The organism is Amycolatopsis sp. FU40 (genome assembly GCF_021903635.1).
Lineage (GTDB): Bacteria > Actinomycetota > Actinomycetes > Mycobacteriales > Pseudonocardiaceae > Amycolatopsis > Amycolatopsis dendrobii.
Window position 1 is genome coordinate 2,973,984 of the sequence record NZ_CP091381.1, and the last position, 14,323, is coordinate 2,988,306.

Here is a 14,323-nt window from a genome sequence, read left to right on the forward strand (position 1 = left end):
CCGGGCATGGAGCAGACCAGCGAGGCGCTCGACGTGCTGGAACGCGCCACCGCGGTGCTGGTGCGCAACTTCGAGCTGCTGCGCCGCCGCACGGACGTCTACGCCGAACTGGACCAGGCGGAATACCTGATCCTGCGCACCCTGGACGACCTGGGCCCGTCCGGCATCGGCACGCTCGCCGGCGCGCTGGGCCTGGACCCCTCCACCGCCGGACGGCAGGTGTCGGCCCTGCTCGGCAAGGACCTCGTCGCCCGCAGCCAGGCCAGCGAAGACCGCCGCCGCTGCGTGATCACCCCGACCGAACGAGGTCGCGAGCTCATGCACCTGACCCGCGCACGGCGCCGGTCGTCGGTCGGCGACCTGCTGGACGACTGGACACCGGACGAGGTCCGCGCTTTCGCCGGATTGCTCGACCGCTACAACGCCGCGGTCGCGCGGCGGTACCTGCGCACCTGACGCGCTCGCGACGTCCCGTTGTCCGACGCCGGGGCTACGCGGCAGCGTCCGAGTCGAGCTCGATCCAGAACCGGTCCTCGCCGCGCCTGCGGCCGTCCGGCACCCCGCCGTTCGACAAGATCGCCCGGCGCGAACGCTCGTTGTCCGCCTCGCAGGTCAGCAGCACGCGCTCGAGCCGGCGGCACTCCGTGAGCCCGGCCGTCAGCATCCGCGTGGCATGGCCCTGCCCGCGCCACGGCGACACCACGTGGTACCCGATGCGGCCGCCCGCTTCGGCGAGTTCGGCCGTGAGCTCGTGCCGGACGACCAAGGCGCCCAGGCAGTACTCGCCGGAGACGTACCAGAAGAGAGTGGAAGGCACTCCCCAGCGCGGCTGCACCTCGCGCCGCGCGGCGACGAACCCGGCGAAGCCGACGCTCGCCGCGTCGAGCCAGTCGGTGGGGCGGCCTTCGCACCGGCAGTCCGCCTGTTCGCCGACAAGGTACGACGTGCGCACCTCGACCGTGGGCAGGACAAGACGAGGCGGCCCGACGAGACGGGTCATCGGCCCAGCCTTCCTGCCCAGAGCCGGGCGCACAGCTCGTTTTCGCGGCCGGACCTCAGCCCTGCGCCAGTCCGGCGTGCCCCTCCCGCAGCGCCCGCTTGACGATCTTCCCGCTCGGGTTCTTCGGCAGCGCGTCCACGAACACCACGTACTTCGGGCACTTGTACCCGGCCAAATGCTCGCGGGCATGCGCCAGCACTTCGTCCTCGGTGAGCGTGACGCCCTCGCGCGGGACGACCGCCGCGGCGACCGCCTCGATCCAGTGCGGATGCGCGACTCCGAACACCGCCACCTCGGCGATCCCGTCCAGCAGGTACAGGGCTTCCTCGACCTCGCGGCTCGCGACGTTCTCGCCGCCGGTCTTGATCATGTCCTTTTTCCGGTCCACCACCGAGAGATAGCCCTCTTCGTCCAGCACTCCGAGGTCGCCCGAATGGAACCAGCCGCCTTCGAAGGCCGCGGCGGTTTTCTCCTCGTCCTCGTAGTAGCCGAGCGTCGCGTGCGGACTGCGGTGCACGATCTCCCCGACCTCGCCGGGCGGCAGCTCGCGGCCGTCCTCGTCCACGATCCGGGTTTCGACGTTGATCGACGCCCGGCCCGCCGAACCCGCTTTGGCGAGTTGCTCGTGCGGGCGCAGGATCGTGGCGAGCGGGGCCATTTCGGTCTGGCCGTAGAAGTTCCACAACTGCACGTCCGGCAGGCGGCGCGCGAGTTCGCGCAGCACTTCGGCGGGCATCGGCGACGCGCCGTAGTAGCCCTTCCGCAGGCTCGACAGGTCCGTCGTGTCGAAGGCCGGGTGGCGCAGCAGCGAGATCCACACCGTCGGCGGCGCGAACAGTTTCGTCGCGCGTTCCCGTTCCACCGCGGCCAGCAGCGCCGCCGGGTCCGGGCCGGGCAGGATCACGCTCGTCGCGCCGAGGTAGACGTCGACCGACAGGAAACAGTCCAGCTGCGCGCAGTGGTAGAGCGGCAGCGAATGCACCTCGATGTCGTCGCCGGTCATGCTGCCGTCGATCGCGCACGAGACGTATTGCGCGATCAGCGACCGGCTCGACAGCAGCACGCCCTTCGGCCGCGATTCGGTGCCGGAGGTGTACATCAGCCGCAGCGGGTCGTCGTCTTCCACCAGAACCGCGGGGGTTGTTTCGTCGCCGGGCTGGTCGATCCAGTCCGCGACGCTCTCCCATTCGCCGCCGCTGCCGCCGATCCGGGCGCGCAGGACGTCGGGGCGGCCGGAGCGCTTCACCGCCTCCGCCGCGGTGTCGAGCAACGCGTCCTCGGCGATCAGCCCGGACACCCCGGCGTGGCCGAGGATGAACGCGACCTCCTCCGCGCCGAGCATGAAGTTCACCGGCACCAGCACCACGCCCAGCTTGGCCGTGGCGAAGACCAGCACCGCGTACTCCCAGCAGTTGCGGCTGAGCAGGGCGAGCCGGTCGCCCTTCGCGAGGCCGCGTTCGGCGAGCCGGTGCGCACAGCGGTTGACCGCCGCGTCGAACTCGCGGTAGGTCGCGCGCCGGTCGCCGGAGACGATCGCGAGCTTGTCCGGCAGGCGCAACGCGGTGCGGCGCAGGAGATCCCCGACGGAATGCTGGCGGGCGTGCTGGATCGCTTCCGCCGTTTCGGCGCTGAACGGGCTCGGCATAGCGGGAGTCTCATCCACCGGCGCGGCGCGCGCAAGCAGGACCCTCCGCCGCTCTCGGTAGGCTTTCCGGCACCGCCTGGGGAGGGACGCGTGGACGAGACCGAAGCACCGACGCTCGACCGGCCGGACATCACCGGCAGGCTGCCCCGGTACCGGCTCGTCCGCCAGCTCGCGCGCACCAGGATGAGCGAGGTCTTCGAGGCGGTCGACACGGCGGACGGGCGCGCAGTCGCGCTCAAGGTCGTCGGCCCGGAGTTCATGGCGGTGCCCGGGTTCCGCACCCGGTTCGAGCGCGAAACCCGGATCGCGCGCGAGCTCGGGCATCCGAACGTCGTCCCGGTGCGGGACGCCGGGTTCACCGAAGACGGCTGCCTCGGCTACCTCGCGATGGAGTACGTGCGGGGCACGAACCTCGCGCGGCTGCTGGCCGAGCGGGGTCCGCTGTCGTTCAAGGAGACTGTCGGGATCGGACGCGAGATCGCCGCCGCCCTCGACGCGGCGCACGAACGGCGGCTCGTGCACCGGGACGTCAAACCCGGCAACATCCTGCTCGACGCCGACGGCCGGGCGTACCTGTGCGACTTCGGCATCGCCCGCCGGCTCGACCTCACGCAGCTCACCGCGACCGGGGCGTTCCTCGGCACGGTCGGCTACGCCGCGCCGGAGCAGCGCCAGGGCAAACCGGCCGGATCCGCGGCCGATGTGTATTCGCTCGCCTGCGTGCTCTGCGAATGCCTGGCCGGTGCTCCCCCGGGCCACCACGCCGAACCCGGCCACCCCGGCGTCCGGGCGCTCCGCCGGTCGCTCAGCACGGATCCGGAAGCCCGGCATCCGACCTGCACCGCGCTGATCGAGGAGCTGATCGCCGCCCAGCGCCGGAACACCCGGCGCCGGCGGACGCTGCGCGCGGGAGTCCCGGCGGTCGCGGCCGCCGGGCTGCTCGTCGCCTCGCTGACCACCGGACGCCTGTCCGGCGTCGACGACGCCACTCTCGCCCGGATACCCGCCGCCTTGCGGGCCGACTGCGCGACCGCGGACACGCCAGTCCGCGGCGCGACCGCGACCGTCACCTGTCACGACCCGTCCGGTCGCGCCGCGACGACCGCGCTGTACGCCGACCCGAAGCAAGCGGCCGACGCCTACTCCGCCTTGCCGCGTCTCGGCGCATCAACCGAGCGAGGAGACTGCGCCGTCGCCTCGTGGGCCGAACACCGTTACCCGGCGACCGGTCCCGCTCTGGGCCGGGTGTTCTGCGGTGTCGGCACCGGACGGTCCATTGTGGTCTGGACGGACGACGCCGCCCGCTCCGTCACCACCGCCACCGCACCGGCGAGCGACGACGCGGCTTTGCGCGCCGCGTGGGTCAGCTGGACCGGAGCGCCCGCGTTCCCCACCCCGGACGAGAAAGGCCTCGCCGAGATCGCCGCCGGAAACAAGTGCCGCCGCGCGACGCCGGCCGATCTCGGCGACTACCCCGGCGCCATCGCCGGAATCACCTGCACACCACGCGGCACCGGCGCGCGCGACGTGTCCTACTACCGTTTCGCCGACACCCAGACCCTGCGCACCAGCTTCGACGGTCTCGTCACCGCCGCGAAGGCGCCGAGCGGGACACCTTGCCCGGGCGCGTCGCCGGGCACCACCCGGTTCGACTGGCTGAGCGTCGACCTCGGGCAGGTGCTCTGCCGTCCCGGCAAGGAAGGCACCGTCGCGATCGACTGGAGCCTCGATTCCTTCCACGTCGTCGGCCACGTCACCGGCCCCGGTCCCGTGTTCGTCGGAAACTGGTGGACCGAATGGCACCTCGCGCCGCTCAGCCGGATCGTCGCGCAGGTCAACCGCGAGGCCTCCCCCGCGTTTCCGACCCCAGCGGAAAACAAGCTGCTGCAACGGATCCCGCCCGCTTCGCGGATCAACTGCGTGCGCCCGTCCGCGGACCAGCGCTGGCAAGACCTCGGCGCGGTGCAGGCCGATGCCGCTGTCGCGTGCGGACAGACGAGCGGCGCCGGACTGGCCGTCTACTACCAGCTGCCCGACACCGCCACGATGAACCAGGTCTTCAACAGCACGCAGACCACCGAAAAGGCGTGCACCGACCAGCCGCCCGATTTCGCCGCCGACCGCCCCTACTCGCGCGGCGGCCGCACCGGGCGGCTCGCCTGCGCGACCCTCGAGCCCAGCGGCGAGCGCTATCTCAAGTGGACGGACGACCAGTCGGGGATCCTCGCGGTCGCGCACCGCGGCGCCTCCCCGTTCGCGATGGTCGACTGGTGGAACCACGACTCCGGCCCGTCCTGAGCGCTCAGCCCGCGACGGAACCGCCGATCGAGGCCGACCCGGTGACGTTGCCGCGCCCGCCGCTCGCGGTGTGCGCGGATTCCTTGCCGTCCACGACGGAATACATCTCCACCTGGCCGCTCGCGCCGGAATAGGTGATCTCCAGCGTCCACTGGTGCGGTTTCCCGTCCGCGGGCACGGTGAGCGACTGGCGCCACGGCATCTTGACCTGCCCGGTTTCCTTGGTGGCGCCGTCCAAGGTGTAGGTGACCTGTTTCAGGGAGCCGGAACCGGTCGCGTTCAGCACGAGCGTGTGCGGCTGCCGATCAGGCACCTGTTCCTTGGCCGGCGCGGCGGAGGACGACGGCGCCGGGTTCGGCGCGGGAGCCGGGGCGGGACTGCCCGAGCACGCGGACAGTACAGCGAGCAGCGCGACCGGCGCGAACGCCGTCCGGGCGGCAGTGCGAAATTCCATGCGCGCACCGTACTGAGCGACAGCCGGGACCGGTCCCAGCTCGGGAAATCCGCTCAGCCGTCCTTCGCCCACACCCGCACGGCCACCGCGACCGCGATCCCGGCGACGCCGAGCACGATCCCCGCGACCAGCAGGCCGGACGCGATCAACCCGAGCGCGGCCACCGCGAACAGCCCGGCTTCCAGGAAGAACCGGGTCGGCTCCGGACTGCGCCGCTTGGCCTTCGGCGCGATCACGAGCCACCAGATCGCTCCTGCCAGCGCGGGCCACAGCACCGCGGACAGGATGTCGAGGAACACGTTCCCGCCGAGCCGCGCCCCGGCGACCGCGAGACCGGCGAGCAGCGCCAGTTCGGTCAGGAAGCGGATGACGAGCACCGCGCCGGGGAAACCGCGCAATTCGGGTCGAGTGGTGGTCACGCCGGAAGCCTAACGGCCGGGCCCGCGCTCCGTGCGCGCAGTCGCGGACCCGGCCGGAATCAGCGCCGGGCGACCATTCGGGACAGCGTCATCAGGATCGCCCCGAACACCAGCAGCGCCGCACCGAACACGGCGAGCCGGGGCGTGCTCACGCCGGTCTTCGCCAGTGCCTGCTGCTTGGGCTGGCCGGCTTCCGGCGCGGAGGTCTGCGCCGGCTGGCTGGTCGTGGCCTGCTGCGGGGCCGAAGCCTTCGGCGTCACCTTCGCGACCTCGTGGACGCGGGCGGTGAGCGAGTCGGCGTGCTTGGCGTCCGACAGCGACCCCGGCGGGTTCGCCTGCTTGCCGCCCGCCCAGACGAGACCGCTGATGTCCTTCTTCGCCGCCGTCGACGAGGTGGACGCGGGCGGTTTCGTCGCCGAGGACGTCGGGCTGCCCGACGTCGTCGGGCTCGTCTTCGTCGTGGTGCTCGGCGAAGGCGACGCGGTGGCCGAACTGGTCGGCGTCTTGGTCGCCGAGGAGGTCGGCGGCGCGCTCGTGGTCGGCTTGGCCGACGTCGGCGGTTTCGTCGAGGTGGTCGGCTTCGGCGGGGCCGGCGCCTCGCTCTTCGGGGCTTCGCCGCCGGCCAGCTTGACCAGCTGTGCCATCGAGCCGTTGAACGAGTCCTGGTCGCCGGGCTTGTTGCCGGAGTCGGAGTACTGCCAGATCGTGTAGTAGCGCCAGCCCGAGGGCAGCGGTCCGGCGCTCTGCGCGTAGCGGGCGATGAACAGCGGATGCGTGTCGCCGAACGCCGCCGAGTTCCCGGTGCAGGTCTTCCACCAGTCGGTCGTGGTGTAGAGCATCGGCCAGCGCGACGTCTTCGCGTGCAGCCGTTCGGAGAACGACTTCACCCACGACACCATCGCCGACTGCGAAAGGCCGAAGCAGGTCGAGCCGTACGGGTTGTATTCGATGTCGAGCATCGGCGGCATCGTGCGGCCGTCCGCGGACCAGCCGCCGCCGTGCGCGACGAAGTAGTCCGCCTGCGTCGCGCCGTCGGACACGTCCGGCCGCGCGAAGTGGTACGCGCCGCGGATCATCCCGACGTCGTAAGAGCCGTTGTACTGCTGCGCGAAGTACGGGTTGCGATACCCGGTGCCCTCGGTCGCCTTGACGTACGCGAAACGCGCGCCGGCGTTCCAGGCCGCCTTCCAGTCCACATTGCCCTGGTGCCCGGACACGTCCATGCCCGGCACCTCGGCAGGCGCTGCCGCCGCCTGGGGCGCGTGCAGCAGCCCCAGCGCACCGGCGGCAGCCACCGCTGCCGCCGCGACGACCGCACCCGCCCGAGCCGCTATCCGCCCGGAGCCCGTCATCCTCTACTCCCTCTTCTTTTCCCGCCCTGGGAGCGCTCCGGCCGTCCGCCTCTCTTCCCCAAGAGCGGCACCGGATCACCTGGGCGAGCCCCAGTGTGTGTGACACGCGGGACGCCTGTAAACCACTGGGAGTGATGTGACGCGTGGTACACAAGAGGTTTTCCGAGGTCACCGGCGGTACGCACCGTCCGCGCCGGAATGAAACTCACCCACCCCGGGTCACCGCGGGCGGCAGGACCGCCACCCATCGCAGCGGGTGATCACGCACGCCGGGAGCACCGTCCGGACCGGACAGCGGTTGTCCCGGAGCCGAAGTCCCGTCCGCGCGCAAGGGCCGAAGGTCGTGCGCCCGGAACTGTTCCGGGACACGCCCGCGGCACGCGACACGCCCGGCCCGGCGAGCCGTTCACGAACAACTCCCCCGCGCCGGAAACCCTTGCCCGCACTGCGGAAACCACCTTCTACCAGCACTTTTCGCTTAAGCGCCGGTAATGGCCCGGACACGCAGCGTCAACCAGGCAGACGTCTTCGCAACATCTTGGCAACCGGCTTGACACCGGCTGTGGTCCGGACCACCCTGCTGGACATTGGTCTACACCATTTGTCATTCAGCCCCGGTCGCCGACGACCGGGCACCGAAAGGACGAGACACGTGAAGCGCTGGCTCAAGCTGGCGGCGGGAGCCGCCGCCATCACGCTCGCCACGGCCGGCTGCGCCGGCTCAGGCGGGAGTGAGAACGCCTCGAGCGCTGGGGGCGCGCAGGACGGCAAGCTGACGGTCTGGCTCATGACCGGCTCGGCGCCGGACAGCCTGACCGCCGCCCTGAACAAGGAATTCGAGGCCGCCCACCCCGGCGTCAAGGTCGACTACCAGATCCAGCAGTGGAACGGCATCCAGCAGAAGCTGACCACCGCGCTGGCGAGCGACACCCCGCCGGACGTCATCGAGGTCGGCAACACCCAGACGCCCGCGTTCGCCGCGCAGGGCGTGCTGGCCGACCTCTCCGGCGACGTCAACAACCTCAACGGCGGGCAGTGGCTCGCCGGGCTCAAGGCGTCCGGCCAGTACGACGGCAAAACCGTCGGCGTGCCGTTCTACGCCGCCAACCGCGTCGTCATGTACCGCAAGGACATGTTCGAGCAGGCCGGCATCACCCAGCCGCCTGCCTCCAACGACGAATGGCTCGCGGACATCGCGAAGCTGAAGACGAAGTTCGGCAGCGACCCGCAGTTCCAGCCGCTCTACATGCCGGGCCAGAACTGGTACGCGCTGTCGTCGTTCATCTGGGACAACGGCGGCGACATCGCCAAGGCCGAGGGCAAGTCCTTCAAGTCGTCGCTCAACACGCCGGAAGCCAAGGCGGGCCTCGAGTTCTACAAGAAGCTCGTGGACGCCTCCGGCACCACCGCGCCCAAGGACAACGACGAGGCCACGCCGCAGCAGGCGGGCATCTACGCCGCGGGCAAGGTCGCCATGTTCATCGGCACCCCGAACGAGGTGGCGACCGCCGCCAAGACCGACCCGGGCATCACCGCCAAGACCGGCGCGTTCCCGATCCCGTCGAAGACCGCCGGGCAGACCGCCCCGGTGTTCCTCGGCGGCTCGAACCTGGTCGTCCCGCTCAACAGCAAGCACCAGGACCTCGCCAAGGACTACCTGAAGCTGCTCACCAGCACCAAGTACATGACGCAGCTCGCCGCGGGCGGCTACGTGCCGGGCACCTCCACCGACCTCAGCGCGCTCGACAAGGACCCGCTGGGCTCGGTGATGGCGAAGGCGTCGAAGAACGGCCACGCGATGCCGGCCAGCCCGAAGTGGGGCGAGGTCGAATCCGGCCAGAACCCGCTGAAGGACATGCTGACCGCCTACCTGACCGGGAAGAAGCCCCTGGACCAGGCCGCGGCCGACGCGAACACAGCCCTCGACAAGATCATCGGCGGATGACCGCGACGAAGGACAAGCCGATGCCGGCGGGGGCGACCCCGCCGGCATCGGCGCACGTCGGGGCGGCACGGAAACGAGGAAGCGGCTGGTTCAGCGAACGGCTCATGCCGTACCTGCTGATCCTCCCCGCGCTCGCCGCCGTGCTGGTGCTGCTCGGCTGGCCCACCGTCCAGATGCTCGGCATCAGCCTCCGCCAGCTCGACCTGCGCGAGCTGGTGACCGGCAAGATGGTGTGGATCGGCTTCAAGAACTACGCCGACGTGCTGTCCGACCCCGAGTTCTGGGCAGTCGCGATCCGCACGATCCTCTTCACCGGCGCGCTCGTCGCCGGGACCCTGCTCGTGGCGCTGCTGATCGCGGTGCTGATGCGCCACCTCCACCCGGTGCTGCGGATCTTCGTGCAGGTTTCCCTGGTACTGGCGTGGGCGGTGCCGGTCATCGCCACCACCACGGTGTTCCAGTGGATCTTCGACCAGCAGTACGGCATCCTCAACAAGACGCTGGACCGGCTGGGCTTCCATTCGTTCATCGGGTACTCGTGGTTCTCCACCGGCACGAGCACCCTCGTCGTGATCGGGCTGCTGGTGCTGTGGCAGGCCGTGCCGTTCGTCGCGTTCACGCTCTACGCGGGCCTCATCGGCGTGCCGCGCGAGCAGTACGAGGCGGCGGGCATCGACGGGGCCGGGCCGTGGCAGACGTTCCGCGCGGTCAGCTGGCCCGCGATCCGGCCGATCCTGACGATGGTGACGTTCCTGTCGATGCTGTGGGACTTCAACATGTTCGCCCAGGTGTGGGCCATCCGCCAGGGCGGCCCGGACGGGGCGAGCACGACGCTGGCGATCCTGCAGTACCTCAAGGGCATCGCGGGCAGCCACTTCGGCTCCGCCGCGGCCATCGCCACCATCATGCTGGTGCTGCTCCTGCTGGTCACCGGCCGGTACGTGCAGCTGCTGGTCCGGACCAAGGACGGGGAGATCGCATGAGGAAGTCCCTGCCCGCCCGGGTGCTGGTGTCGGTCGCCGGCGTTCTCGTGGCGCTGCTGTTCCTCTTCCCGACGTACTGGATGTTCACCACGTCGCTGAAGACGCCGGGCGACGTGCTGTCGCCGAAGTACGACCTGATCCCGACCTCGGCGACGCTGTCGAACTTCGCGTCGGCGCTGACCAAGCCCGGGTTCGTCACGTACCTGACCAACAGCCTGATCGTGACGCTCGGCGCGGTGCTGGCCGCGCTCGTGGTGGGCGTGCTCGCGGCGATCCCGCTCGCACGCTTCCGCTTCCGCGGCCGCAAGGGGTTCCTGCTGCTGATCCTGGTGGCGCAGCTGGCCCCGCTGTCGGCGCTGTTCATCCCGATGTACCTGCTGATGCGGGACATCGGGCTGCTGAACACGCTGCCGTCGCTGCTGCTGGTGTACTTCGCGACGTCGCTGCCGTTCACCGTGTGGATGCTCTACGGGTTCGTCAACGGCATCCCGTACGACCTCGAAGAGGCGGCGATGATCGACGGGTGCAGCCGGGTCGGCGCGTTCCGCCGGGTCACCCTGCCGCTGCTCGGGCCGGGCCTGGTGACCACGTCGGTGTTCAGCTTCATCACCGCGTGGAACGAGTTCCTGTTCGCTCTGGTGTTCATGCGGGACCAGTCGAAGCAGACGCTGCCGGTGTGGCTGTCGTCGTTCAAGACGGCGTTCTCGATCGACTGGGGCGGTGTCATGGCCGCTTCGGTGATCTACGCGATCCCCGCGGTGATCTTCTTCCTGATCGTGCAACGGAAACTCGTGTCCGGCATGACCGCGGGCGCGGTGAAGGGATGACGGTGGCTGACCCCCGCGAACTGGCCGAAGCCGTTCTGCTGCCCGGGTTCGCCGGAACCACCGCGCCGGACTGGGTGCGCCGCCGCCTCGCCGAGGGGCTCGGCGGCGTGATCCTGTTCGGCCGCAACGTGGTCGACGACGAACAGGTCGCCGCGCTCACCTCGGCGCTGCGGTCCGAGCGGGACGGCGTGGTCGTCGGGATCGACGAGGAGGGCGGCGACGTCACCCGCCTCGACGTCGGCAAGGGTTCGTTCGTGCCCGGCCCGCTCGCGCTGGGCGCGGCCGGGGATCCGGAGCTGACCGCGTCCGTCGCGGCCGCTCTCGGCGAGCGGCTGGCGGCGTGCGGGGTCACGGTCAACCTCGCGCCGTGCGCGGATCTCACGCTCGCGGCGGAGGATCCGGGCATCGGCGTGCGGGCGTTCGGCTCGGATCCGGCGGCGGCCTCGCCGCACGTGGCGGCGTTCGTGACCGGCATGCAGAAGTACGGCGTCGCCGCTTGTGCGAAGCACTTCCCCGGCCACGGTGCGGCGACCGAGGATTCGCACCTCTCGCTGCCGGTGCTGCCGCGGACCGCCGCGGAGCTTCGGGAGGTGGAGCTCGTCCCGTTCGCCGCGGCGATCGAAGCGGGCGTCCGGACGGTCATGTCCGGGCACCTCGTCGTGCGGGAATGGGGCGAGGAACCGGCGACGTTCAACCGGACCGCGCTCGTCGACGTGCTGCGCGGCGAACTGGGGTTCACCGGCGCGGTCATCACCGACGCGTTGGAGATGGGCGCCATTTCCGGGGCGTACGGACGGCACGACGGGATCGGCGAAGCCTCGGTCCGCGCCCTCCTGGGCGGTGCGGACGCGCTGTGCCTCGGCGGGGCCGCGTTCGACGCGGAGACGCTGGACCGGACCGCCGAGGCGATCGTCGGGGCGGTGACCGAGGGACGGCTTTCCTTGGAGCGGCTGGCCGATGCCGCGGCCCGGACCGCTTCGCTGGGCGCCTCCCCCGCTCCGGCGACGGTGCGGCCGGTGGACTGCTCGCTCGGCCTGTCCGCCGCGCGGGCCGCCTTGCGGATCACCGGCACGCCGCGGTTGACGGGCCCGTCGCTCGTGGTGGACGTGCAGACCGAACCGGGCATCGCCGCCGGGCCGATGCCTTGGGGTCTGGGCGCGCATCTGGCGGAGCTGGTTCCGGGCACCCGGACGCTCTCGGTGTCCCCTGATGACGTCTCGACGGTTTTGGCCGAGGCCGCGTCGGTGGAGAGCGTCGTGGTGGCGACCCGGGAAGCGCACCGGCATCCGGCGGTGCGGGAGTTCCTGGCCGGTCTGTCCACTGTGGACTACATCCGGGTCGAGACCGGAGTGCCCGGACCGGAAGCCGGCGCCGCGCCGCGGATCGACACGTTCAGCGGCTCGTACGTGAGCCTGCGGGCCGCGGCGGAGTACCTGGCTCGTTCCTGACGCCGGCTGCGCGGTGGGCCCCGGGGGACGCCAGGCCTCCCTCGGGGCTCACGCCGACGCGCGGGTCTGCACCGCCGGAAAGCGCACGCTGGCCAGTTCTTCGGAGATTTCCCAGATCCGGCGAGCGTCGTCGACGTCGCGCAGGCGGGCGTACGGTTTCTGCTCGGACGGCGGCCCGGACAGGTGGCCGAGGCCGCCGGGTCCGTAAAGACGACCGCCTCCGGCCTCGGGAGACGTCGCGGCCCAAAGCGCGGGCAGCAACGCGGTTTCCGCCGTCCCGAACAGAATGCCGCGCGCGGAGAGCGCGCGGATGAGCCGCGCCTTCACCGTAGCCCGGCCCCGGCCGACCTCCGGGCGCGCGGCGAGAAGATTCGTCGCCGCCACCCCGGGATGGGAAAGATTGCTCGTGACGCCCCAGCCGCCCGCCCGGCTGCGCCGCTCGAGTTCGAGGCCGAACAGGCCGACCGCGATCTTCGACTGGCTGTAGGCCTGGTTGCCGGTGTACTTCCGTTCCCACTGGAGGTCGGCCCAGTTGATCGCGTGCCGGTCGGCATCGATGCTGATCTGCGAGGTCACCCGGGCCTTGCCGGCGCGCAGCAGCGGGAAAAGCCGGGCCGTAAGGGCGAAATGCCCGAGGTGGTTGGTGCCGAACTGCAGCTCGAAACCGTCCTTGGTGGACTGACGCGCCGGCGGCGTCATCACCCCGGCGTTGTTCACCAGCAGGTGGATCGGCCTGCCCTCCTCGGCGAGCCGGTCCGCCAGTTCGGCGACGGACGCGAGCGAGGACAGGTCCAGTTCGCGCAGGGAGACCTCGGCCCCGGGATGCCCGCCGCGGATCTTCGCGAGCGCGGCCTCGCCCTTGCGCGGGTTGCGGACCGGCAGGACGACCTCCGCGCCCGCTGCCGCGAGCCGGGTCGCCAGGCCGAGGCCGACGCCGTCGCTCGCGCCGGTGACGACGGCGAGCTTGCCCGCCAGTGCGGGGACCTCGATGTCCGGGGCCGGCTGCGCCATCGTTCTTCCCTCCGCGGGCAACGCTTAATCTGACACTTGTCAGATTAAGCCTGTTCCGCTCGCTGTCAAGCCGGGCGCCGGGCAACCGCGGCGGCGAGGAGAATGAACGCCATGGCGGCAGGGAAACCGACACCCGGGACAGCGCGCGGGCCAGGCCGTCCCGCCGCGGGAGCTCGCCCGGTGCCGGACGAGGCCGAGATCCTCCGGCGAGGCATGGAAACCTTCGCCGAACTCGGCTACGAGCGGACCACGGCGCGAGAACTCACGAGACGCCTCGGGGTGAGCCACAACTTCATCAACGACCGTTACGGGTCGAAAGCCAGCTTCTGGCGGGCGGTCGTGGACGCGCTGCTGGCCGGCGACCAGCGGGACCGCCGCGCGCTGCTCGACGCGGATCTGGACGACGCCCGGCGCGTCCGCGCGATGATCGCGCACCTCTACCAGGCCGCCGTGGAAGCACCGCTGCTCGGCAGGCTGCTGGCCGACGAATTCGGGCAGGAGTCCGAACGCCTGGACTACCTCTACCGGAACTATGTGGAGCCGACGCTCGGCCCGCTGGTCCCCGCCGTCGAACGGCTCACCGCCGCCGGCCGCCTCCCCGCGGTGCCGCTGGACGTCCTCTTCTTCACTGTCCTCAGCCCGGTCGCCGCCCTCGTGCAACTGCCCCTGGCCCACCGCCTCGGCCGCCCCGCGCCGGTCACCCGGGAATCCCAGGAACGCACCGCACGCCAGCTAGCCCGCTTGATCGCCGACGGGCTGCTCGGCCCGGAACCCGGGGACGCCGAACCCCGTCCGGCACGCGCGGACCCGGCCGCTCCTCCAGCCTGATTCCCGCGGAATGCCCGATCAGCCGCCGCACTCGCCGACGACCACGCTCTGCGCCACGGGCTGGCCCGCCGCCTTGAGTTCGCGGCATCGGACCTCAATCCCGCAGCGGGGAA

Annotated in this window: 13 protein-coding genes; 7 read left to right on the top strand and 6 right to left on the bottom strand. The window is 71.2% G+C overall.

The window, feature by feature from the left end:
• Window positions 1-6 precede the first annotated feature (6 nt).
• The gene (locus tag L3Q65_RS14670) at window positions 7-456 is read left to right on the top strand and encodes a MarR family winged helix-turn-helix transcriptional regulator (RefSeq protein WP_182889109.1); all 450 of its coding nucleotides are present in this window, start codon (window positions 7-9) and stop codon (window positions 454-456) included.
• 34 nt (window positions 457-490) lie between these two features.
• On the opposite strand, the gene L3Q65_RS14675 is transcribed toward L3Q65_RS14670, so the two are convergent.
• Together L3Q65_RS14675 and L3Q65_RS14680 are read right to left on the bottom strand one after the other, a co-directional pair.
• Window positions 491-1,000: a GNAT family N-acetyltransferase gene (locus tag L3Q65_RS14675; RefSeq protein ID WP_237599987.1), complete on the bottom strand. Its 510-nt coding sequence runs from the start codon at window positions 998-1,000 to the stop codon at window positions 491-493.
• Window positions 1,001-1,055: 55 nt separating this feature from the next.
• Entirely contained in the window at window positions 1,056-2,645 is a 1,590-nt protein-coding gene (locus L3Q65_RS14680; RefSeq protein ID WP_237599988.1) for an acyl-CoA synthetase, read from the bottom strand.
• Between the two features lie 90 nt (window positions 2,646-2,735).
• On the opposite strand from L3Q65_RS14680, the gene L3Q65_RS14685 reads away from it, so the two are divergent.
• Entirely contained in the window at window positions 2,736-4,943 is a 2,208-nt protein-coding gene (locus L3Q65_RS14685) for a serine/threonine-protein kinase (protein ID WP_237599989.1), read from the top strand.
• Between the two features lie 4 nt (window positions 4,944-4,947).
• Here L3Q65_RS14685 and L3Q65_RS14690 read toward each other — a convergent pair whose 3' ends face one another.
• Genes L3Q65_RS14690 through L3Q65_RS47600 form a run of 3 tightly spaced genes read right to left on the bottom strand, consistent with a single transcriptional unit; the run spans window position 4,948 to window position 7,168 of the window.
• Window positions 4,948-5,397, bottom strand: a complete 450-nt coding sequence (locus L3Q65_RS14690) for a hypothetical protein (RefSeq protein ID WP_237599990.1) — start codon at window positions 5,395-5,397, stop codon at window positions 4,948-4,950.
• A 53-nt stretch (window positions 5,398-5,450) separates the two neighbouring features.
• Window positions 5,451-5,816 (bottom strand): YrdB family protein, encoded by a 366-nt coding sequence (locus tag L3Q65_RS14695; protein ID WP_182889104.1) that lies wholly within the window; start codon window positions 5,814-5,816, stop codon window positions 5,451-5,453.
• Between the two features lie 59 nt (window positions 5,817-5,875).
• On the bottom strand, window positions 5,876-7,168 hold the full coding sequence (locus L3Q65_RS47600; protein ID WP_370648186.1) for a GH25 family lysozyme: 1,293 nt from the start codon (window positions 7,166-7,168) through the stop codon (window positions 5,876-5,878).
• A 652-nt stretch (window positions 7,169-7,820) separates the two neighbouring features.
• Here L3Q65_RS47600 and L3Q65_RS14705 point away from each other — a divergent pair.
• From L3Q65_RS14705 to L3Q65_RS14720, 4 genes are read left to right on the top strand one after another with little or no spacing between them, the layout of a single operon-like run.
• Window positions 7,821-9,113: a sugar ABC transporter substrate-binding protein gene (locus tag L3Q65_RS14705; protein ID WP_182889102.1), complete on the top strand. Its 1,293-nt coding sequence runs from the start codon at window positions 7,821-7,823 to the stop codon at window positions 9,111-9,113.
• Entirely contained in the window at window positions 9,110-10,096 is a 987-nt protein-coding gene (locus L3Q65_RS14710) for a carbohydrate ABC transporter permease (protein ID WP_182889101.1), read from the top strand. Before L3Q65_RS14705 ends, L3Q65_RS14710 begins: the two co-directional genes overlap by 4 nt.
• A complete protein-coding gene (locus L3Q65_RS14715) occupies window positions 10,093-10,923 on the top strand; it encodes a carbohydrate ABC transporter permease (protein WP_182889100.1) in 831 nt (276 codons plus the stop codon). The genes L3Q65_RS14710 and L3Q65_RS14715 overlap by 4 nt, the downstream gene beginning before the upstream one ends.
• Window positions 10,920-12,371, top strand: a complete 1,452-nt coding sequence (locus L3Q65_RS14720; RefSeq protein WP_237599991.1) for a glycoside hydrolase family 3 protein — start codon at window positions 10,920-10,922, stop codon at window positions 12,369-12,371. The genes L3Q65_RS14715 and L3Q65_RS14720 overlap by 4 nt, the downstream gene beginning before the upstream one ends.
• A 48-nt stretch (window positions 12,372-12,419) precedes the next feature.
• On the opposite strand, the gene L3Q65_RS14725 is transcribed toward L3Q65_RS14720, so the two are convergent.
• Complete coding sequence (locus L3Q65_RS14725; RefSeq protein ID WP_237599992.1) at window positions 12,420-13,382, bottom strand: SDR family oxidoreductase; 963 nt, start codon at window positions 13,380-13,382, stop codon at window positions 12,420-12,422.
• Window positions 13,383-13,562: 180 nt separating this feature from the next.
• Between L3Q65_RS14725 and L3Q65_RS14730 the strand changes: the two genes are divergently transcribed.
• Window positions 13,563-14,210, top strand: a complete 648-nt coding sequence (locus L3Q65_RS14730; protein WP_220506583.1) for a TetR/AcrR family transcriptional regulator — start codon at window positions 13,563-13,565, stop codon at window positions 14,208-14,210.
• Window positions 14,211-14,323 lie beyond the last annotated feature (113 nt).